Annotated in this window: 16 protein-coding genes; 10 read left to right on the forward strand and 6 right to left on the reverse strand. The window is 73.3% G+C overall.

Annotated features, from left to right (window positions below; translation table 11 throughout):
* Window positions 1-142: 142 nt before the first annotated feature.
* On the reverse strand, window positions 143-757 hold the full coding sequence (locus ACFW3D_RS09760) for an FMN-dependent NADH-azoreductase (protein ID WP_500503275.1): 615 nt from the start codon (window positions 755-757) through the stop codon (window positions 143-145).
* A gap of 114 nt (window positions 758-871) precedes the next feature.
* On the opposite strand from ACFW3D_RS09760, the gene ACFW3D_RS09765 reads away from it, so the two are divergent.
* Entirely contained in the window at window positions 872-1,261 is a 390-nt protein-coding gene (locus ACFW3D_RS09765) for a winged helix-turn-helix transcriptional regulator (protein ID WP_500503277.1), read from the forward strand.
* Window positions 1,262-1,288: 27 nt separating this feature from the next.
* Here ACFW3D_RS09765 and ACFW3D_RS09770 read toward each other — a convergent pair whose 3' ends face one another.
* Both ACFW3D_RS09770 and ACFW3D_RS09775 read right to left on the reverse strand, forming a co-directional pair.
* Entirely contained in the window at window positions 1,289-1,726 is a 438-nt protein-coding gene (locus ACFW3D_RS09770; protein WP_500503279.1) for a MarR family winged helix-turn-helix transcriptional regulator, read from the reverse strand.
* 54 nt (window positions 1,727-1,780) lie between these two features.
* A complete protein-coding gene (locus tag ACFW3D_RS09775; RefSeq protein WP_500503281.1) occupies window positions 1,781-4,249 on the reverse strand; it encodes an ATP-binding SpoIIE family protein phosphatase in 2,469 nt (822 codons plus the stop codon).
* Window positions 4,250-4,426: 177 nt separating this feature from the next.
* On the opposite strand from ACFW3D_RS09775, the gene ACFW3D_RS09780 reads away from it, so the two are divergent.
* From ACFW3D_RS09780 to ACFW3D_RS09790, 3 genes are all read left to right on the forward strand, one after another.
* On the forward strand, window positions 4,427-5,821 hold the full coding sequence (locus ACFW3D_RS09780) for a DUF2252 domain-containing protein (RefSeq protein ID WP_500503283.1): 1,395 nt from the start codon (window positions 4,427-4,429) through the stop codon (window positions 5,819-5,821).
* Window positions 5,822-5,903: 82 nt separating this feature from the next.
* Window positions 5,904-6,731 (forward strand): hypothetical protein, encoded by an 828-nt coding sequence (locus ACFW3D_RS09785; RefSeq protein WP_500503285.1) that lies wholly within the window; start codon window positions 5,904-5,906, stop codon window positions 6,729-6,731.
* Between the two features lie 49 nt (window positions 6,732-6,780).
* A complete protein-coding gene (locus tag ACFW3D_RS09790) occupies window positions 6,781-7,113 on the forward strand; it encodes a rhodanese-like domain-containing protein (protein ID WP_500503287.1) in 333 nt (110 codons plus the stop codon).
* Between the two features lie 99 nt (window positions 7,114-7,212).
* Here ACFW3D_RS09790 and ACFW3D_RS09795 read toward each other — a convergent pair whose 3' ends face one another.
* Window positions 7,213-8,358 carry an acyl-CoA dehydrogenase family protein gene (locus ACFW3D_RS09795; RefSeq protein ID WP_500503289.1) on the reverse strand — a complete coding sequence of 382 codons (1,146 nt, stop codon included), beginning with the start codon at window positions 8,356-8,358 and terminating at the stop codon, window positions 7,213-7,215.
* A 203-nt stretch (window positions 8,359-8,561) separates the two neighbouring features.
* On the opposite strand from ACFW3D_RS09795, the gene ACFW3D_RS09800 reads away from it, so the two are divergent.
* The 3 genes from ACFW3D_RS09800 to ACFW3D_RS09810 are packed head-to-tail and all read left to right on the forward strand — an operon-like array spanning window position 8,562 to window position 11,358.
* Entirely contained in the window at window positions 8,562-9,236 is a 675-nt protein-coding gene (locus ACFW3D_RS09800; protein WP_500503291.1) for a DUF5819 family protein, read from the forward strand.
* A 56-nt stretch (window positions 9,237-9,292) separates the two neighbouring features.
* The gene (locus tag ACFW3D_RS09805; RefSeq protein WP_500503519.1) at window positions 9,293-10,681 is read left to right on the forward strand and encodes an HTTM domain-containing protein; all 1,389 of its coding nucleotides are present in this window, start codon (window positions 9,293-9,295) and stop codon (window positions 10,679-10,681) included.
* The gene (locus ACFW3D_RS09810; RefSeq protein WP_500503293.1) at window positions 10,678-11,358 is read left to right on the forward strand and encodes a TrmH family RNA methyltransferase; all 681 of its coding nucleotides are present in this window, start codon (window positions 10,678-10,680) and stop codon (window positions 11,356-11,358) included. Before ACFW3D_RS09805 ends, ACFW3D_RS09810 begins: the two co-directional genes overlap by 4 nt.
* 45 nt (window positions 11,359-11,403) lie before the next feature.
* On the opposite strand, the gene paaN is transcribed toward ACFW3D_RS09810, so the two are convergent.
* A complete protein-coding gene (gene paaN, locus ACFW3D_RS09815; RefSeq protein WP_500503295.1) occupies window positions 11,404-13,080 on the reverse strand; it encodes a phenylacetic acid degradation protein PaaN in 1,677 nt (558 codons plus the stop codon).
* Between the two features lie 132 nt (window positions 13,081-13,212).
* Here paaN and ACFW3D_RS09820 point away from each other — a divergent pair, with 132 nt between their 5' ends.
* From ACFW3D_RS09820 to ACFW3D_RS09830, 3 genes are read left to right on the forward strand one after another with little or no spacing between them, the layout of a single operon-like run.
* Window positions 13,213-14,733, forward strand: coding sequence for a 3-hydroxyacyl-CoA dehydrogenase (locus tag ACFW3D_RS09820; RefSeq protein ID WP_500503297.1), 1,521 nt, complete (start codon window positions 13,213-13,215; stop codon window positions 14,731-14,733).
* A 2-nt stretch (window positions 14,734-14,735) separates the two neighbouring features.
* Window positions 14,736-15,353, forward strand: a complete 618-nt coding sequence (locus tag ACFW3D_RS09825; protein WP_500503299.1) for a TetR/AcrR family transcriptional regulator — start codon at window positions 14,736-14,738, stop codon at window positions 15,351-15,353.
* Window positions 15,354-15,386: 33 nt separating this feature from the next.
* A complete protein-coding gene (locus tag ACFW3D_RS09830) occupies window positions 15,387-16,118 on the forward strand; it encodes an alpha/beta hydrolase family protein (protein ID WP_500503301.1) in 732 nt (243 codons plus the stop codon).
* 46 nt (window positions 16,119-16,164) lie between these two features.
* Here ACFW3D_RS09830 and ACFW3D_RS09835 read toward each other — a convergent pair whose 3' ends face one another.
* Window positions 16,165-16,707, reverse strand: coding sequence for an Lrp/AsnC family transcriptional regulator (locus tag ACFW3D_RS09835; RefSeq protein WP_078619887.1), 543 nt, complete (start codon window positions 16,705-16,707; stop codon window positions 16,165-16,167).
* Window positions 16,708-16,757: the final 50 nt, after the last annotated feature.

A 16,757-nucleotide genomic window follows, 5' to 3' on the forward strand; every position in this document is an offset into this window, starting at 1 on the left:
CCGTCATACACAAAAACTTTTTGGGGGGCGGCGGTTGTTTTTTTTATCCGCGCCGGGGTTGCGGGCCCTCCGGTGGGGGGGCCGGGGGGCCCCCCCCCCCCCGGCCCCTCGGCGTTCCGGGGCGTCCGTGCCGGGACGGGGGTCAGGCGACGCGCGCCGCGAGCTCCTTGGCCTTGGCGGCGGCCTGTTCGTGCGCCTTGGTGCGGGAGAGGTCCGAGGCCTCGATCAGGCCGGACATCGCCGGGACGGCGCGGGCCAGGGTCAGCTCGGGGACGATGAACTCGACGTTCGTGATGCCCAGGCAGCCCTGCAGGACCTTCTCCAGGTAGTTGGTCACGAACTCGAAGTCCTCGCGCGGGGTGCCGGGGCCGTAGCCGCCGCCGCGGCTGGCCACCACGACGACCGGGGTGTCCGCGGCGGAGGGCTGCTCGCCCGCGGTGCGGCCCAGGATGATCACCTGGTCGAGCCAGGCCTTGAGGGTGCTGGGGATCGAGAAGTTGTACATCGGCGCGCTGATGAGCAGGGCGTCGGCCCGCTCGAGTTCGTCGGCCAGCTCGCCGCGCAGCGGGTGCTCGGCGCCGGCCACGTAATGGGTCGCGTCGAGGTGCGGCACGGGCTCGGCGTTCAGGTCGCGGTAGATCACGGTGCCGCCCGGGTGCTGGGCCTCCCACTCCTTGCGGAAGGAGGCGGCCACGTCACGGGACGCGGAGGTCTCGGAGGGCCAGATGGACGAGTCGATGTGCAGCAGCGTGGGCATGGGGGTGCCTCCACTTCCGTAAAGTTCGGAGTGAAAAATTCGTTCGCGGCTATTGGTACCACAGGACCTTACTTTTCTGCAGCACGTGATGACAAGCCGGGTACCCTTGTGGCCATGGGACAGGGGACTGAGCCGGCCGCGCACGACGCGGAGCCGTGCGCCAAGGTCGACGTCGGGCTGACCCGCGTCTTCGGGATCCTCGGCAAGCGCTGGAGCGGCCTGATCGTGGCCGTCCTCACGCAGCGGCCGGCGTACTTCGTCGAGCTGCGCCGGGCCATCCCCAAGATCAGCGAACGGATGCTCTCCGACCGGCTCACGGAGCTGGCCGAGGCGGGCATCGTCGTCCGCGAGGTGGACCCCGGTCCCCCGCTGCGGGTGAGCTACCGGCTCACCGAGGCGGGCGAGGCGCTCGGGCCGGCCCTGGGGGAGCTGGGGTCGTGGGCCGAGAAGTACCTCGCGGACGGTGCCGCGGCCTGCGCGGAAGGCGCGGAAGCCTGCCGCTGAGGGCGGTCGTGAACAACTGCCGACCCGTCAGTCCTGGCGCTCCGCGGCGTCGTTGTAGCGGGTCAGGTACGCGGCGAACCGGGCCAGGTCCGTGTCGTCCCAGTCCGCGAGTCTCCCGCACACGCTGCGCCGTGCCGCATTGGTCGCCTCCGCGAGGACGGCCGCGCCCGCCGTGGTCGGCAGGAGCACCTGGACGCGGTGGTCGGCGGGGTCGGGACGCCGCTCGACGAGGCCCAGCCGCTCCAGGGTGGCGACCTGGCGGCTGACCGTCGACTTGTCGAGCAGGAACGCCTGCGCCAGGTCCGTGGCCCGGCAGTCCCGGCGATCGCTCATGTGGGCCAGCAAGGTGTACGCGACCAGGGACAGCTGCGGGTGCATGCGGGCCGCCGCGGCGCGTGCGCGGCGGGCGAACGCGGTCATCTCGCGGTGGATCGTCTCCACGGAGGCGTTTTTCCCGGCCTGCATACTTGTAGGTTACATCTGGGCGGATAGGAGCGGTTTAGGCTGATTCGCCCCAGGTCAGACGGGTAGCGGCAGCTCGAACCAGACGACCTTGCCGACCGCCTTGCGGCTGGTGCCCCACCGCCGGGAGAGGTTGCTGACCAGCGCCAGGCCCCGGCCCTCCTCGTCGTCGGCGTCCGCGCGGCGCAGCTGCGGCAGATTGTGGTCGTCGTCGCTGACCTCGACCATCAGCTTGCCGACCCGCATCAGCCGCAGCGACACCTCGTGCGAGGCGACCCGCAGCGCGTTGGTCACCAGCTCGCTGACGAGCAGCTCGGTCAGGTCGCTGAGCCCCTGCAGCCCCCATCGCGCCAGTTGTTCGCGGGTGAGCGCGCGGGCCCGCCGGACGTCGGAGACGTCCATCGTCAGCCGCCACTCGGCGACGTCCTCGGGCGGGATGCCCTGGAAGTTGGCGACCAGCAGCGCCACGTCGTCGCGGCGGTCGTCGGAGTGGACACGGCTGAGGATCTGCTCGCAGACGTCCTCGGGGGTCTGCTGCGGCTCGATGACGTTGGAGCACAGCGCCGCCAGTCCGGCGTCTATCCCCTGGCCGCGCACCTCCACCAGGCCGTCGGTGCACAGCACCAGCCAACTGCCGTCCGGGACCGGGATCTCCACCGTCTCGAAGGGCACGCCGCCGACGCCGATCGGGGCGCCCTTGGGGATCTGCAGCAGCTCGCTGCGGCCGTCGTGCCGGGCCAGCACGGGGGGGATGTGGCCGGCGTTGGCGAGGGTCAGGGTGCGGTGGATCGGGTCGTAGACCGCGTACACGCACGTCGCCAGGTGCTCGGCGCCGAGGCGGTGGGCGAGGTTGTCCAGGTGCCGCAGCAACTGCGCGGGCGGCAGGTCGAGCGCGGCCATCGTGATCACGGAGGTGCGGAACTGGCCCATCACGGCAGCCGACAGCAGACCGTGGCCCATGACGTCGCCGACGATCAGCGCCACGCGCCCGCCGGGCAGCTGGATGGCGTCGAACCAGTCGCCGCCGACCTGGGCCTGGCGGTCACCGGGCATGTAGCGGTGGGCGATCCGCACCCCGGGGATGCGGGGCGGGCGGGTCGGCATCATGCTGCGCTGCAGGGTCGCGGCGGCGCGCGACTCCAGCCGGTGCAGCCGGGCGTTGTCCAGGTGCACGGCGCCCCGGGCGGCGACCTCCGCGGCGGTCGCGGCGTCCTTGGCGTCGAAGGGACGGCGGCCGGGGTGGCGCAGGAAGCACATCCGCCCCAGCACCGTGCCGCGCGCGGTGAGCGGTACGACGACCATCGACCGCTCGGGAAGTAACGGGCCGAGCCCGGGGACTCCCAGGTCGAGCGCGATGTCCTGGGCGAGCGCGGGATCTATGACCGGCACGAGCAGCGGCTCGCCCAGCCGCGGGGTGGAGTCGGCCGGCAGCGGGATCAGCTCGCCCTCGGGCAGGGTGGCCGCCCACGGGCCCGGGGTGGTGTCCGTGTGGGCCACGGCGACCCGGCGGGCCATGATCGTGTCCCCGGACAGGTCGTCCTTGGGCGGCTCCGCGTCGGAGAACAGCTGGTCGACGACGAGGACGGCGGCGAAGTCGGCGAAGCGCGGCACCGTGACGGCGCACAGCTCGCGGGCGGTCGTCGCCAGGTCGAGGGTCGTGCCCACCTTGGCCCCGGTCTCCCGCAGCAGGGCCAGTTGCTCGTCCAGCACGTGCCCCGGGGCGAGCGAGGGGCTGGGGGCGGCCACCGGGACCGGCGCCGGCTCGGTGACGTCGGCGCGCGGACCCGGCAGCAGCTCAGGGTGCGGGGCGGGCCGGGTGGGCCGGGCGGTGCGGCCGGTGGCGGGGTTCACGGGGGGCGGGGCCACGGTCGTGCCGTACTCCTCGGGGAGCACGGGGAGCAGCACGGTGCCGTCGACCTCCACCGCCGGGTAGCCCAGCGGAACGATCTGACGGACGATCCGGTCCAGCCGGCCCGCGCTGACCCTGGGCAGCACCGAGCCCAGCCGGCCGGCCAGGTGCTCGGCGTGCGCGGGGTCGGCGACCGGGGCGAGGCGCGGGGTGATGCGGACGGTGCCGCGGGCGGTGGTGCCGTCGGCGGTGTACGGCAGCAGGTGGTCGCCGAGCGCGAGGCGCGGCCCGGTGTCGCGCAGCGGGCGGGCGTTGGCGGCGATCACCAGCAGGCTCCGGCCGGCCGGTTCCATGATGCGGTAGGACCACCACACCACGTCCTTGACGCCGCCGTCGCGGTCGGTGGTGGGCAGCGCGCCGGCCCAGGCGGAGCGGGTGAGGTCGTCCAGCACCTCCAGGGCGTCCTGCTCGCCGGGGTGCCGGCCCGCGGTGTGCGGCAGCAGTCCGGCCGCGGGGCGGCCGAACACGCCCTCCCAGCGGTGGCCGAAGAGCTCCTCGGCGCCGCGGTTCCAGTACGAGATGTCGCCGTCGGGGCCGACGCAGAGCACGGCGAGGCGTACGAGCGCGGACACGCCGGTGGCCGTGAGCGGGGTCGTGGTCGTGGGAAGCCTGGTCATCTCGTCCAACGTCGGGCACCTGAGGTTCGGCTGCGGTTCGGCGCGGAAGGCTGAAAGAGCATCAGGGTCGGGTCTTCACCGTCCAGGCAAGCATGAAACATCCGACGCGGTCCGGTAAATGGCTAGATTGCCCCCAGGAGTGACCAACCGGGCATGGCCCACGGGGAGGGAGAGCACATGGAGCGCAGGCTCCCGCACGTCGCGGGGTTCCGGAGATGGCCGCACGACGGCGCGCCCAAGCAGGAGGGCAAGGCGCTGCGGGAGACCGTGCCGCGCGAGGCGCACGCGGCCTTCGCGCCGGGCCCCGACCGGCCGGGCGCGGTGGAGGCGGTGCGGGAGTCCGGCCTCGGGCGCATCCCGGGACTCGTCCCGCTGCGGGTGGGGAGGATGGCGGCGAGCCCCTTCGCCTTCCTGCGCGGCTCGGCCGGGCTGATGGCCGCCGACCTCGCGGGCGGCCCGGTCACCGGGATCGGCGCCCAGATCTGCGGTGACGCGCACGCCGCCAACTTCGGCCTGTACGGGGACCACCTGGGCCGGCTCGTCATGGACATCAACGACTTCGACGAGACCGTCCACGGCCCCTGGGAGTGGGACGTCAAGCGCCTCGCCACCTCCCTGGTGCTGGCCGGGCGGGAGGCCGGGGCGGACGAGGACGCCTGCCGGGGCGCCGCCTTCGACGCGGTGGGCGCGTACCGGCGCACCATGCGGCTGCTGGCCGGGATGCCGGTGCTGGACGCCTGGCACGCCATCGCCGACGAGGAACTGGTCGCGCACGCCGACGCCCGCGACCTGGCGGGCACGCTGCGCCTGGTGGCCGGGAAGGCACGCCGCAACACCAGCGCCAAGTTCGCGGCGCGGGCCACGGAGGAGGTCGAGGGCGGCGGCCGCCGCTTCGTCGACGCGCCCCCGGTGCTGCGCCGGGTGCCGGACGAGGAGGCGGCGGCGGTCGCCGGAGCCCTGTCGGAGGCCGGCTACCTGGCGACGATCGGCGAGGACCGGCGGCCGCTGCTGGCCCGCTACGCGGTGCACGACGTGGCGTTCCGGGTGGTCGGGACGGGCAGCGTGGGCACCCGCTCGTACGTGGTGCTGCTCCTGGACCACCTCGGGCACCCGCTGGTGCTGCAGGTGAAGGAGGCCCGGCCCTCCGCGCTGCTGCCGTACCTGGGCAAGGCCGGGTTCGACGCGCCTGCGGCGGAGCACGAGGGGCGGCGCGTGGTGCTGGGCCAGAAGCGCATGCAGGTCGTCAGCGACAGCCTGCTGGGCTGGGCGGACGTGGCCGGCCGGCCGTACCAGGTGCGGCAGTTCCGCAACCGCAAGGGCAGTGTGGACCCCGCGGAGCTGGAGGCCGGCCTGATAGACGACTACGCGCGGATGACGGGCGCGCTGCTGGCCAGGGCGCACGCGCACTCCGCGGACCCGCGGCTGATCGCGGGCTACTGCGGCAAGGGCGGGCAACTGGACGAGGCGGTCGCGGCGTTCGCGATCGCGTACGCCGACCGGACCGAGGCGGACCACGCCGAGCTGGTGGCGGAGGTGCGGGCCGGGCGGATCGCGGCCGAAGAGGGTGTGTGAGGGCGCGGGCGCCGGTGTGCCGGAGGCAGCTACCAGGCCGTAGCCTGTGACCGGCGCCCCCCACTCCTCGTAGGCTGGACCGGTGACGAATTCCCCCGGCACCGAGTCGGCCCCCGGCACCGAGTCGGCCGCCGCATCCTCCGAACCCCAGGACCGGCTGGCCCAGGCGGTGCGTGCCGCCGAGCGGGCCCTGATCGAGTTCGAGATCGCGGTGGAGACCTTCAGGGTGGAGGTCGAGAACTTCTCCCGGCTGCACCACCAGAAGCTCGGCCCGATGTACGCCCGGCTCGACGAGCTCGACGCGCTGATCGCCGAGGCGGTAGCGGCGCGGAGCGGCGCCCGCGAGGACATCGAGCGCGCCTGGGAGGCGCGGGCCCTCGTGATGCCGATGCCGGGGGTGGAGGAGCTCTTCGAGGGGCTGCTCGGCTCGGACGGGGTCCGGCCCCAGGAGGACCCGAACCCGCCGCGCCGCGTGCGGCCGGGCAAGGAGGCGCAGCGGCTCTACCGCGAGCTGGTCCGCAAGGCCCACCCGGACCTGGCGCAGGACGAGGCCGAGGTCGAGCGCCGCAGCGCGTTCATCGCCCGGGTCAACGAGGCGTACACCTACGCGGACGAGCAGCGGCTGCGCGAGCTGGCGGCGGAGTGGGAGGCCGGGCCGGTCCCGGAGGAGGCGCGGCCCAGCGAGGCCGAGGTGCTGTACGCACGGCTGGAGTGGCTGGCGCAGCGCAAGGAGCAGCTGGCCGTGCTCGCCGCCGAGCTGGAGAACAGCGCGATCGCGCAGATGATGAAGCTGTCCCCGGACGACCCGGACGGGCTGCTCAACGAGATCGCGGAGAACCTCCTCAACCAGGTCGCCAACCGCGAGGCCCGGCTGGCGGAGCTGGTGCGCTCCTCGAAGGGGTCCGACTAGCGGGTCGGGTACGTTCGACGTGCACGCCCTGACCGAAGGAGTCCGTTCCATGTTCTACGCCCAGCTGCCCGCGGTGGACGCCGCGCAGGTCCCCGCCGACGGCTACCTGCTCGACGTGCGGGAGCATGACGAGTGGGACGCCGGGCACGCCGAGGGCGCGGTGCACATCCCGATGGGCGAGGTCGTCGCCCGTCTCGGGGAGGTCCCGGCGGACCGCCGGGTGCACGTCGTGTGCCGGGTCGGCGGCCGCTCGGCGCAGGTCGCCCAGTACCTGATCGCGCAGGGCCTCGACGTGGTGAACGTCGACGGCGGCATGCTCGGCTGGGAGGCCGCGGGCCGCCCGCTGGTGACGGACGGCACGGGCCCGGCGCACGTGCTCTGAGGCGCCCGGCGGTGCGCCGCTCGGGCCGGGACCACGGGGGCCGGGGTCCCGGGCCGGGGTTGCGGCACCATGGGGCCGTGGAGGCGTCCGGCCGGGCGCTCAGGCCCCGGCGGCCAGCAGGTCGCCCAGTTCCTCCTCGTGGGCCGCGGCGGGGCCGAGGGACAGCTCCAGCTGCTTGGCCCAGGCGTGGTAGCGGTGCAGCGGGTAGTCGGTGTCGGCGCCGAAGCCGCCGTGCAGGTGCTGCGCGGTCTGCACCACCCGTCGTACGCCCTCCGAGGCCCAGATCTTGGCGACCGCGACGTCGGCGGGGTCCAGCCGCCAGGCGGCCTGCCAGCAGGTGACCTCCATCGCCCGCAGGTCGATGTAGCGGTCGGCGGACTGCACGGCCACCGCCTGGAAGGTGGCCAGCGGGTGCCCGAACTGCCTGCGCTCGGAGATGTAGGCGCCGGTCATGCGCAGCACGGCGGTGCCGAGCCCGAGGGCCAGGGCGCAGGTGCCGGTGGTCAGCAGCCGGCGCAGCCGGTCCCAGGCGCCGTCCGCGGTGATCACGTCGCCCGCGGGGACGCGGACGGCGTCCAGCCGGAGCTCGGCGTGACGCTCCCCGCTGGTCGAGATCTGCTCGGCCGCGGTGACCGCCTCGCGCGGGACGACGGCGATGACGGTGCGGCCCCCGGGGGCGGAGGCCGGGACCAGGACGTGGTCGGCGTGCGGGGCCCAGGGGACTGCTGTCTGGACGCCGTCGAGCAACCAGTCGCGAGGGGCGCCGTCCCCGTCCCCGTCCCCGTTCCCGTTGTCGCTTCCGCCGCCGTCCGCGGGCCGCGCGGTGACGGCGAGCTCCGCGCCGTCGTGGCCGGTGCGGCCCGCCGAGGCGACGGTCAGCACGAGGTCGCCGCGGCCGATCGCGGGCAGCAGCCGGGCGCGCAGCTCCTCGGGGCCGTCGGCCTGCACGGCGAGCGCGCCCGCGCAGGTCTCCAGCAGCGGCACCCGGGCCAGTACCGCCCCGGCCTCGCGCAGCACCAGGCAGAGCGCGACCGGGTCGAGGCCGGCGCCGCCGTAGGTCTCGTCCAGCACCAGGCCGAGGAGGTCGGCCGAGGCCAGACGGCGCCACAGCGAGCGGTCGAAGTCCTCGGCGACCGCTCCGGCGGTCAGCGCGGGGCTCGGCACGGAGTCGGGAGCGACACCGGAGAACACCGCCCGTGCCGCCTCGACGGCCGCCAGCTGCTCCTCGCTGAAGCTGAAGTCCATGGCCCGACCTCCCGGACGCATCGATTCTGACGATGTGTCAGATTAGGGGGGCCGGGCGGGGAAGTCCACAGCCCCGTCACCGTCCCCCTGCCCTTCCCGTGGGACCCGTGGCCCGTGCTGACCGGGACGGCTGTACCGCACGCGTGGGGCATGAGTACCGTTCCGTGCTGAGCGGAACACGGGGAACAGGAGCGGAGACCACGATGGAGCCACCCGAGGAGTCCGGGGCACCGCCCGGGATAGCCACGCTGTCACAGCCCGCGCGGATCGTGGTCGCGCTGGCCCTGGCGGCGGCCGCGGTCGGTGTCGCCGTGCACCTGCTCATGGTCTTCCTGCACGTCGCGCCGGCGAACACCGCCACCAAGAAGCACGGTGACCTGGTCGGCAGCTACATCTACCCCGAGTTCGAGCAGAACTGGAAGCTCTTCGCGCCCAATCCGCTCCAGCAGAACATCCACGTGTGGGCGCGCGCCGAGGTGCGCAAGGACGACGGCGGCAGCCAGGTGACCGGCTGGGTCGACCTCACGGCCATGGACATCGCGGCCATCAGGCACAACGTCGCGCCCAGTCACACCGAGCAGAACGAGCTGCGCCGGGCGTGGACCTTCTACGCCGCCTCCCACGGTGAGGACGACAAGCCCCTGGGCATGCGCGGCGAGCTGAGCAGGCAGTACCTGCAGCGCATCGTGGAGGACCGCTTCGGGCCCCGGCTCAACGGCGGCGACGTCGTCCGCCTGCAGGTGCGGACCGGCAGCACGGCGGTCGCGGCGCCCACCTGGAGCCCCGAGAAGATCGACACGCGCACGAGCTTCCGGGTGCTGCCCTGGTGGAGCTCGGACGTGGCGGACGAGGACGAGGGCGGGGAGGACGCGTCGTGAGCGAAGCAGTGAACGAGGCCGCGCACAGGGCCGTCGAGGAGTCCGCGGGCCGGGGCGTGCACGAGCCGGTGCCCGCCGCAGGCCGCCCGGCGGCCCCGGTACCGTCCCCCTTCGCCGGACTGACCCGCTCCGCCGCGGACGGTCTTTCGCGCGGCCTGGCCCGGATCACCGGCGGCACCATCGGCCGCTACCAGACCGCCGTCGTACGGATCGGCGTCTCGCTGACCTGGCTGCTGTTCCTGCTGCGCGAGTGGCCGCACCGCCACGAGCTCTACGGGCCGGACGGGGTCTGGAGCTGGGACCTGGCGAACCGGCTCGTCGCCGACAACCACGCCTTCACCCTGCTGCTGTGGGGCAGGGCCGACGCCTGGTTCGAGGTCGTCTACACGGGCGCCATCGCGGCGAGCTTGATGCTGCTGCTCGGCTGGCGCACCCGCACGGCCTCGCTGCTGTTCATGATCGGCGTGCTCTCCCTGCAGAACCGCAGCGTGTTCGTCGGCGACGGCGGCGACAACGTGATCCACCTGCTGGCGATCTACCTCGTGCTCACCCGGTGCGGGCGGGTCTGGTCGCTCGACGCCCGCCGCCGGGCCAGGGGACGGGACGGCGACGGCGCGGGGATCGCGCTGTGGATCGTCCTCGGGCTCGTGCTGGCCGTGGCGCAGCTGCTCGGCCGTACCGGGCTGACCTGGACCGACGGCCTGCTGCCCTGGCTCGGCTGGACGCCGTTCCTGTGGGGGTTCCTGCTGCTGCAGGCCGGGTGGTGGGCCGTGCGGCGGTACGCGCCGGGTGAGCCGCGCACGGTGCTCGACATCCTCGCCAACGTCCTGCACGCCGCCGGTCTGCTGGTGATCGTCGTCGAGGTGTGCCTGATCTACTCCACGGCGGGCTGGTACAAGGTCCAGGGCTCGCGCTGGCAGGACGGCACCGCGCTGTACTACCCGCTGCACCTGGACGACTTCAGCCCCTGGCCCGAGCTGTCCCACGCGATGGCCGCCAGCGGCCTGATGGTCATGGTGATCACCTACGGCACGGTGATCGTCCAGGTCGCGTTCCCCTTCACGCTCTTCAACCGCCGGGTGAAGAACGTGCTGCTCGCGCTGATGATGGTCGAGCACGCCTCGATCGCGGTCGTCCTCGGACTGCCGTTCTTCTCGCTGGCGATGATCGCCGCCGACGCGGTCTTCCTGCCCACCGGCTTCCTGCGCTGGGCGGGCGACCGGGTGGGGCGGCTGGTGCGGCGCGGCGGGGGAGCGGGCGGCCCAGGGGGACCGGAGGACGCCGGGCCGCGGGACGCGGAGAACGCCGAGAACGCCGAGGACGCGGAGGACGCGGAGGAGGCGGGGGAGGCGGGGGACGCGGAGGAGGCGCGGGCCGGGGCGATCGCGGGGCAGCGAGGGCCGGGACCGGCCGGCGAGCCCGCCCCCTCTAACCTCGTGGTGTGAGCACCAGCCAGGACGACGCGGCCGAGCCGCTGCAGTACGACGACGGCTTCGGCCCCGAGGTGGGCGTCGGGCCGCACCCGCGGCCCTGGCCGGAGGACACGCGCTACGACCCCGAACTGCTCGCGCACGGCGACCGCCGCAACGTGGTGGACGAGTACCGCTACTGGACGCGGGAGGCGATCGTCGCCGACCTCGACACCCGGCGCCACGACTTCCACGTCGCCGTCGAGAACTGGCAGCACGACTTCAACATCGGTTCCGTGGTGCGCACCGCCAACGCCTTCCTGGCCAAAGAGGTGCACATCGTGGGGCGGCGCCGCTGGAACCGGCGGGGCGCCATGGTGACCGACCGCTACCAGCACGTGCGCCACCACTTGGACGTCGCGGCGCTGGCCGCGTGGGCGGCCGCGGAGGACCTGCCGATCATCGGGATCGACAACCTCCCCGGCGCCGTGCCGCTGGAGACCACCGAGCTGCCCCGGCGCTGCGTGCTGCTCTTCGGCCAGGAGGGGCCCGGGCTGACCGACGAGGCGTGGAAGCACTCCGCGGCGGTCTGCTCGATCGCCCAGTTCGGCTCCACGCGCTCGATCAACGCGGGCGCGGCGGCGGCCATCGCCATGCACGCCTGGATCCAGCGCTACGCGCAGGTGGGTACGGAGCAGCCCCGTCCGGAGTGACAGGGCTGCTCCGGACGGGGCTGTCGGTGGTGCGGGCGGGCCGGATCAGGCCTGGCGGCGGACCTCGATGACCCGGAAGCGGCTCGCGACGAAGGCGCCGTCGCACAGGGCCGCGTTGGCGGCCGGGTTGCCGCCGGAGCCGTGGAAGTCGGAGAAGGCGGCCGTCTGGTTGACGTACACCCCGCCGGTCAGGTTGAGGGAGAGCTGGGCGGCCTCCTCCAGGCAGACCTCCTCGAGCTGCCGCTCCACCTCGTCGGAGCTGGTGTAGGCGCCGACCGTCATGGCGCCCTTCTCCCGCACGGTGCGGCGCAGCAGGTCGACCGCGTCGTCGGTGGAGTCCATGGCGACCGCGAAGGCGACCGGGCCGAAGCACTCCGACATGTAGGCCGCCTCGTCGTCCGGCTTGGCGCCGTCCAGCTTCACGATCACCGGGGTGCGGACCACGGCGTCCGGGAAGTCGGGGTTGGGGACCGCGCGGGAGGCGAGGGCGACCTCGCCGAGGGAGGCGGCCGCCTCCAGGCGGGCCTTCACGTCGGGGTTGACCAGGGCGCCCAGCAGGGCGTTGGCCCGGGCGTCGTCGCCGAGCAGCCCGCCGACGGCGGCCGACAGGTCGCCCACCACCTCGTCGAAGCCCTTGTGGCCGTCGTCGGTGGCGATTCCGTCGCGCGGGATCAGCAGGTTCTGCGGGGTGGTGCACATCTGGCCGCTGTACAGGGACAGGGAGAAGGCCAGGTTGGACAGCATGCCCTTGTAGTCGTCCGTGGAGTCGACGACGACGGTGTTGACGCCGGCCTTCTCGGTGAAGACCTGGGCCTGGCGGGCGTTCTCCTCCAGCCAGTCGCCGAAGGCGGTGGAGCCCGTGTAGTCGATGATGCGGACCTCGGGGCGCAGTGCCAGGGTCTTGGCCAGGCCCTCGCCGGGCCGCTCGGCGGCCAGGCAGACCAGGTTCGGGTCGAAGCCGGTCTCGGCGAGCACCTCGCGGGCGATCCTGACCGTCAGCGCCAGCGGGAGAACCGCGCGCGGGTGCGGCTTGACCACGACCGCGTTGCCGGTGGCGAGCGAGGCGAAGAGGCCCGGGTAACCGTTCCAGGTGGGGAAGGTGTTGCAGCCGATCACGAGCGCGACGCCGCGCGGCACCGCCGTGAAGTCCTTGCGCAGGGTCAGCGGGTCGCGCTTGCCCTGCGGCTTGACCCACTCGGCCGTGCCGGGGGTGCGCACCTGCTCCACGTAGGCGTACGCGACGGCCTCGAGGCCGCGGTCCTGCGCGTGGGGGCCGCCGGCCTGGAAGGCCATCATGAAAGCCTGGCCGGAGGTGTGCATGACCGCGTGGGCCATCTCCGTGGTGCGCGCGTTGATCCGGGCCAGGATCTCCAGGCAGACCAGGGCGCGGTTCTCCGGGCCGGCCTCGCGCCAGGCGGGCATCGCGGCCTTCATCGCGGGCAGGAGCACGTCGACGTCCGGGTGCGGGTACTCCACGCCCAGCTCGATGCCGTACGGGGACACCTCGCCGGCGGTCCAGCCGTCGGTGCCGGGCTGGTCCAGGTCGAAGCGGGTGCCGCGCAGGGCGTCGAACGCGGCCTGGGCGGTCTCGCCGTCCGCGTATGCCTTGGGGTGCTCGGGGTACGGGGACCAGTACTCGCGGGTACGGATCGCCTCGAGCGCCTTGTCGAGCGTCTCGCGGTGCGCTTCGACCGACGGGACAGCGGTGAGATCGGCAGCCATGGGGCCAACTCCTCGTCGAGCTGGATTGGGGTGGGCAGGGTGCTGGCTTCACCGCTAGATTAACCGAATGTTCGGTCGGGACAAGGGGGGCCGACCCAAGCTGTGGACAACCGGCGAGGAGCAGTGGCGGCGATGAGCGCTCTTGACCGATCCAGCACGGTCGCGGTGGTGGGCACGGGGACGATGGGCCAGGGGATCGCCCAGGTCGCACTGGTGGCGGGGCATCCCGTGCGCCTCTGCGACGCGGGGCCGGGCCGGGCCGAGCAGGCCGAGCGGGCCATAGGGGAACGGCTGGACCGCCTGGTGGAGAAGGGCCGGCTGTCCGCCGAAGAGCGCGACGCGGCCCGCGGGCGGCTCTCGGCCGTCCGGGAGATCGAGGAACTGGCGGGCGTGTCGCTCGTCGTCGAGGCGATCCTGGAGGACCTCGGCGCCAAGCAGCAGCTCTTCACGGCGCTGGAGTCGGTGGTCCCCGAGGACTGCCTGCTGGCCACCAACACCTCCTCGCTGTCGGTGACCGCCGTGGGCGGCGCGCTGCGCCTGCCGGGCCGCTTCGTGGGCCTGCACTTCTTCAACCCCGCCCCGCTGCTGCCGCTGGTCGAGGTGGTCTCCGGCGCCGCGACCGACGAGGCGGCCGCCGGCACCGCGTACGACACCGCCGCCGCCTGGGGCAAGACGCCGGTGCGCTGCACCGACACCCCCGGCTTCATCGTCAACCGGGTCGCGCGACCCTTCTACGCCGAGGCCTTCCGGCTCCACGAGGAGCGGGTGGCCGACCCGGCCACCATCGACGCGGTGCTGCGGGAGAGCGGCGGCTTCCGGATGGGCCCGTTCGAGCTCACCGACCTCATCGGCCAGGACGTCAACGAGGCCGTCACCCGCTCCGTATGGGACTCCTTCTTCCAGGACCCCAAGTTCACCCCTTCGCTCGCCCAGCGGCGGCTGGTGGAGTCCGGCAGGCTCGGCCGCAAGAGCGGGCACGGCTGGTACGACCACTCCCGGGGCGCGGCCGCTCCGGCGCCCAGCACCGCGGGGCCGGAGAAGCCGCCCGCCGAGGTCACCGTGTGCATGGGCGGCCGCGGCCCGGCCGCGGTGCTGCCCAGGATGATCGCCGAGGCGGGCATCGAGGTGCTGGACGGAGAGATCGCCGACCCGGACGACGGCTACATCGAGCTGCCCGGCGGCGGTCGGCTCTACCTGGCGGACGGCGGACCGGCCACCACGGGCCCGGCGGTCGACTACGTCCAGTTCGACCTCGCGCTGGACTACCGGGCGGCCACCCGGATCGCCGTCGCCCCGTCCGACTCCGCCCGTCCGGAGACGGTGCAGGCGGCGATCGGGCTGTTCCAGGCGCTGGGCAAGAAGGTCAGCGTCATCGAGGACGTCCCCGGCATGATCGTCGCCCGTACCGTGGCGATGCTGGTGGACTTCGCCACCGACGCCGTCGCCCGCGGGGTGGCCTCGCCGGAGGACGTCGACGCCGCGATGCGGCTGGGCGTGAACTACCCGCGGGGTCCGCTGGCCTGGGGTGACGAACTGGGCCCCGAGTGGGTCCGCGAGGTGCTGCGCAACCTGCACCAGGCGTACCCCGGCGGGCGCTACGCGCCGTCCCGCCCGTTGAACCGCCGCGCGGCGGCCGAGGGGAGACTGCTCTAATCATGACCATGGCACAGCGCGGCACCTCCGCCCCCAAGAGGGACACGTACACCCCGGACTCGCTGCTGGCCGTGGCCGTGGCGGTCTTCATCGAGCGCGGTTACGACGGCACGTCCATGGAGCACCTGTCGCGGGCCGCCGGCATCTCGAAGTCCTCGATCTACCACCATGTGCGGGGCAAGGAGGAACTCCTGGAGCGCGCCGTCGGCCGTGCCCTCGACGGCCTCTTCGGCATCCTGGAGGAGCCCGGGGCGAGCGGCGGGCGCGCCGTGGAGCGGCTGGAGTACGTCACGCGCCGCACCACCGAGGTGCTGATGGCGGAGCTGCCCTACGTCACGCTGCTGCTGCGGGTGCGCGGGAACACCACGACCGAGCGCGCGGCCATGGAGCGCCGCAGGGAGTTCGACCACCGGGTCGCCGACCTGCTGAAGTCGGCCGTCGCGGAGGGGGACCTGCGGGGTGACGTGGAGCCCAGGCTGGCCACCAGGCTGCTCTTCGGAATGATCAATTCCATAGTCGAGTGGTACCAGCCGCACGCGGCCGGTACCCGGGAGCACGACGACGCCGCCGTCGTGGACGCCGTCGTGCGGCTGGCCTTCGACGGGTTGCGCGTCTCTTGACGATGGTCCAGACCAAGCTCCACGATCAGGGTCATGTCACTCACCTCGCGTGCCCGCCTGTGCGCCGCCTCGGTCGCCGTCCTGCTGCTCGCCGGGTGCGGAGGGGGTGACGGCGGCGGACAGGCCGCCGACGCCGCACCGCCGGAGGACTTCGGCTGTCTGACGGCCGCGCAGGCGAAGGCCGGATCCGTCGGTTACGACGACACCGACGCCAACCCCGTGGACGCCTGGTTCGCCGGCAAGGGCGACACGGCCGTCCTGCTGATGCACCAGGCGGACGGCGACATGTGCCAATGGATGCCGCAGGCCGATCTCCTGGTGAAGGACGGCTACCGGGTCCTGGTCGTCGACTCCAACGGCAGCGAGGTGCCCGAGGTCGTGGGAGGCGTGGCGTTCCTGCGCGCCAAAGGCGTACGGCACGTCCTGCTGATGGGCGCCTCCAAGGGCGGCACGGCCGTGCTGGAGGGCGCCGCGTCGGTGGACCCACCGGTCGACGCCGTGGTCTCGCTCTCCGCACCCGAGACCTACGGGACCATGGACGCGGGCTCCGCGGTGCCCCGGCTGACCGTGCCCGTGCTCTACATGGCGGCGGCGGGCGACACCGGGTTCGCGGAGTCGACCGAGGCACTGAGCAGGGCCACGAAGAAGGCGCCCGAGAACCGGCTCGAGATCGTCGCCGGACCCCAGCACGGCGTGGGCATGCTCGGCTACGACCCCAATTGGGCCACCGTGACGGCCTTCCTGAAGAAGTACGCCGCGGGTTAGCGGACGGGGGAGCGCGCGGACGGGGCCCGTGGGCGGGGCCTGCGGGTCAGTCGGTCAGCACCCGGTCGGTCTCCTCGAACACCAGCAGCGTGCGGCTGCTGAGCACCTCCGGCACCGCCTGGATGCGGGTCAGCACCAGCTCCCGCAGGCTGCGGTTGTCGGGTGTGTGGACGAGCAGCAGTACGTCGAAGTCCCCGCTCACCAGGGCGATGTGGGCCACCCCGGGCAGCTCCAGCAGCTTCTCCCGCACGGTGCGCCAGGAGTTCTGCACGATCTTCAGGGTGATGTACGCGGAAGCGCCGTGACCTGCGCGTTCGTGGTCCACCCGGGCCGTGAAGCCGCGGATGACCCCGTCCTCGATGAGCCGGTTGATCCGGGCGTAGGCGTTGGCACGGGACACATGGACGTGCTCCGCCACCGATCGTATGGACGCCCGCCCGTCCTCCTGCAGATAGCGCAGGATCGCGCGGTCGATGGCGTCCAGCGGACGCACCGCCGCCGGACCGGTGTCCGGTGCCGCTGCCTGCGGTCCCGGGGCGCCGCCCCGAGAAATTTGGGAATCCGTCACGCCCCCGAGCCTCCCTAGCATGGACGTACTGGCTCCATCTCAGGGTGTGGAGAACCGTTTGTCCACAGGCA

This window comes from Streptomyces sp. NPDC058864, assembly GCF_042742985.1.
Lineage (GTDB): Bacteria > Actinomycetota > Actinomycetes > Streptomycetales > Streptomycetaceae > Actinacidiphila.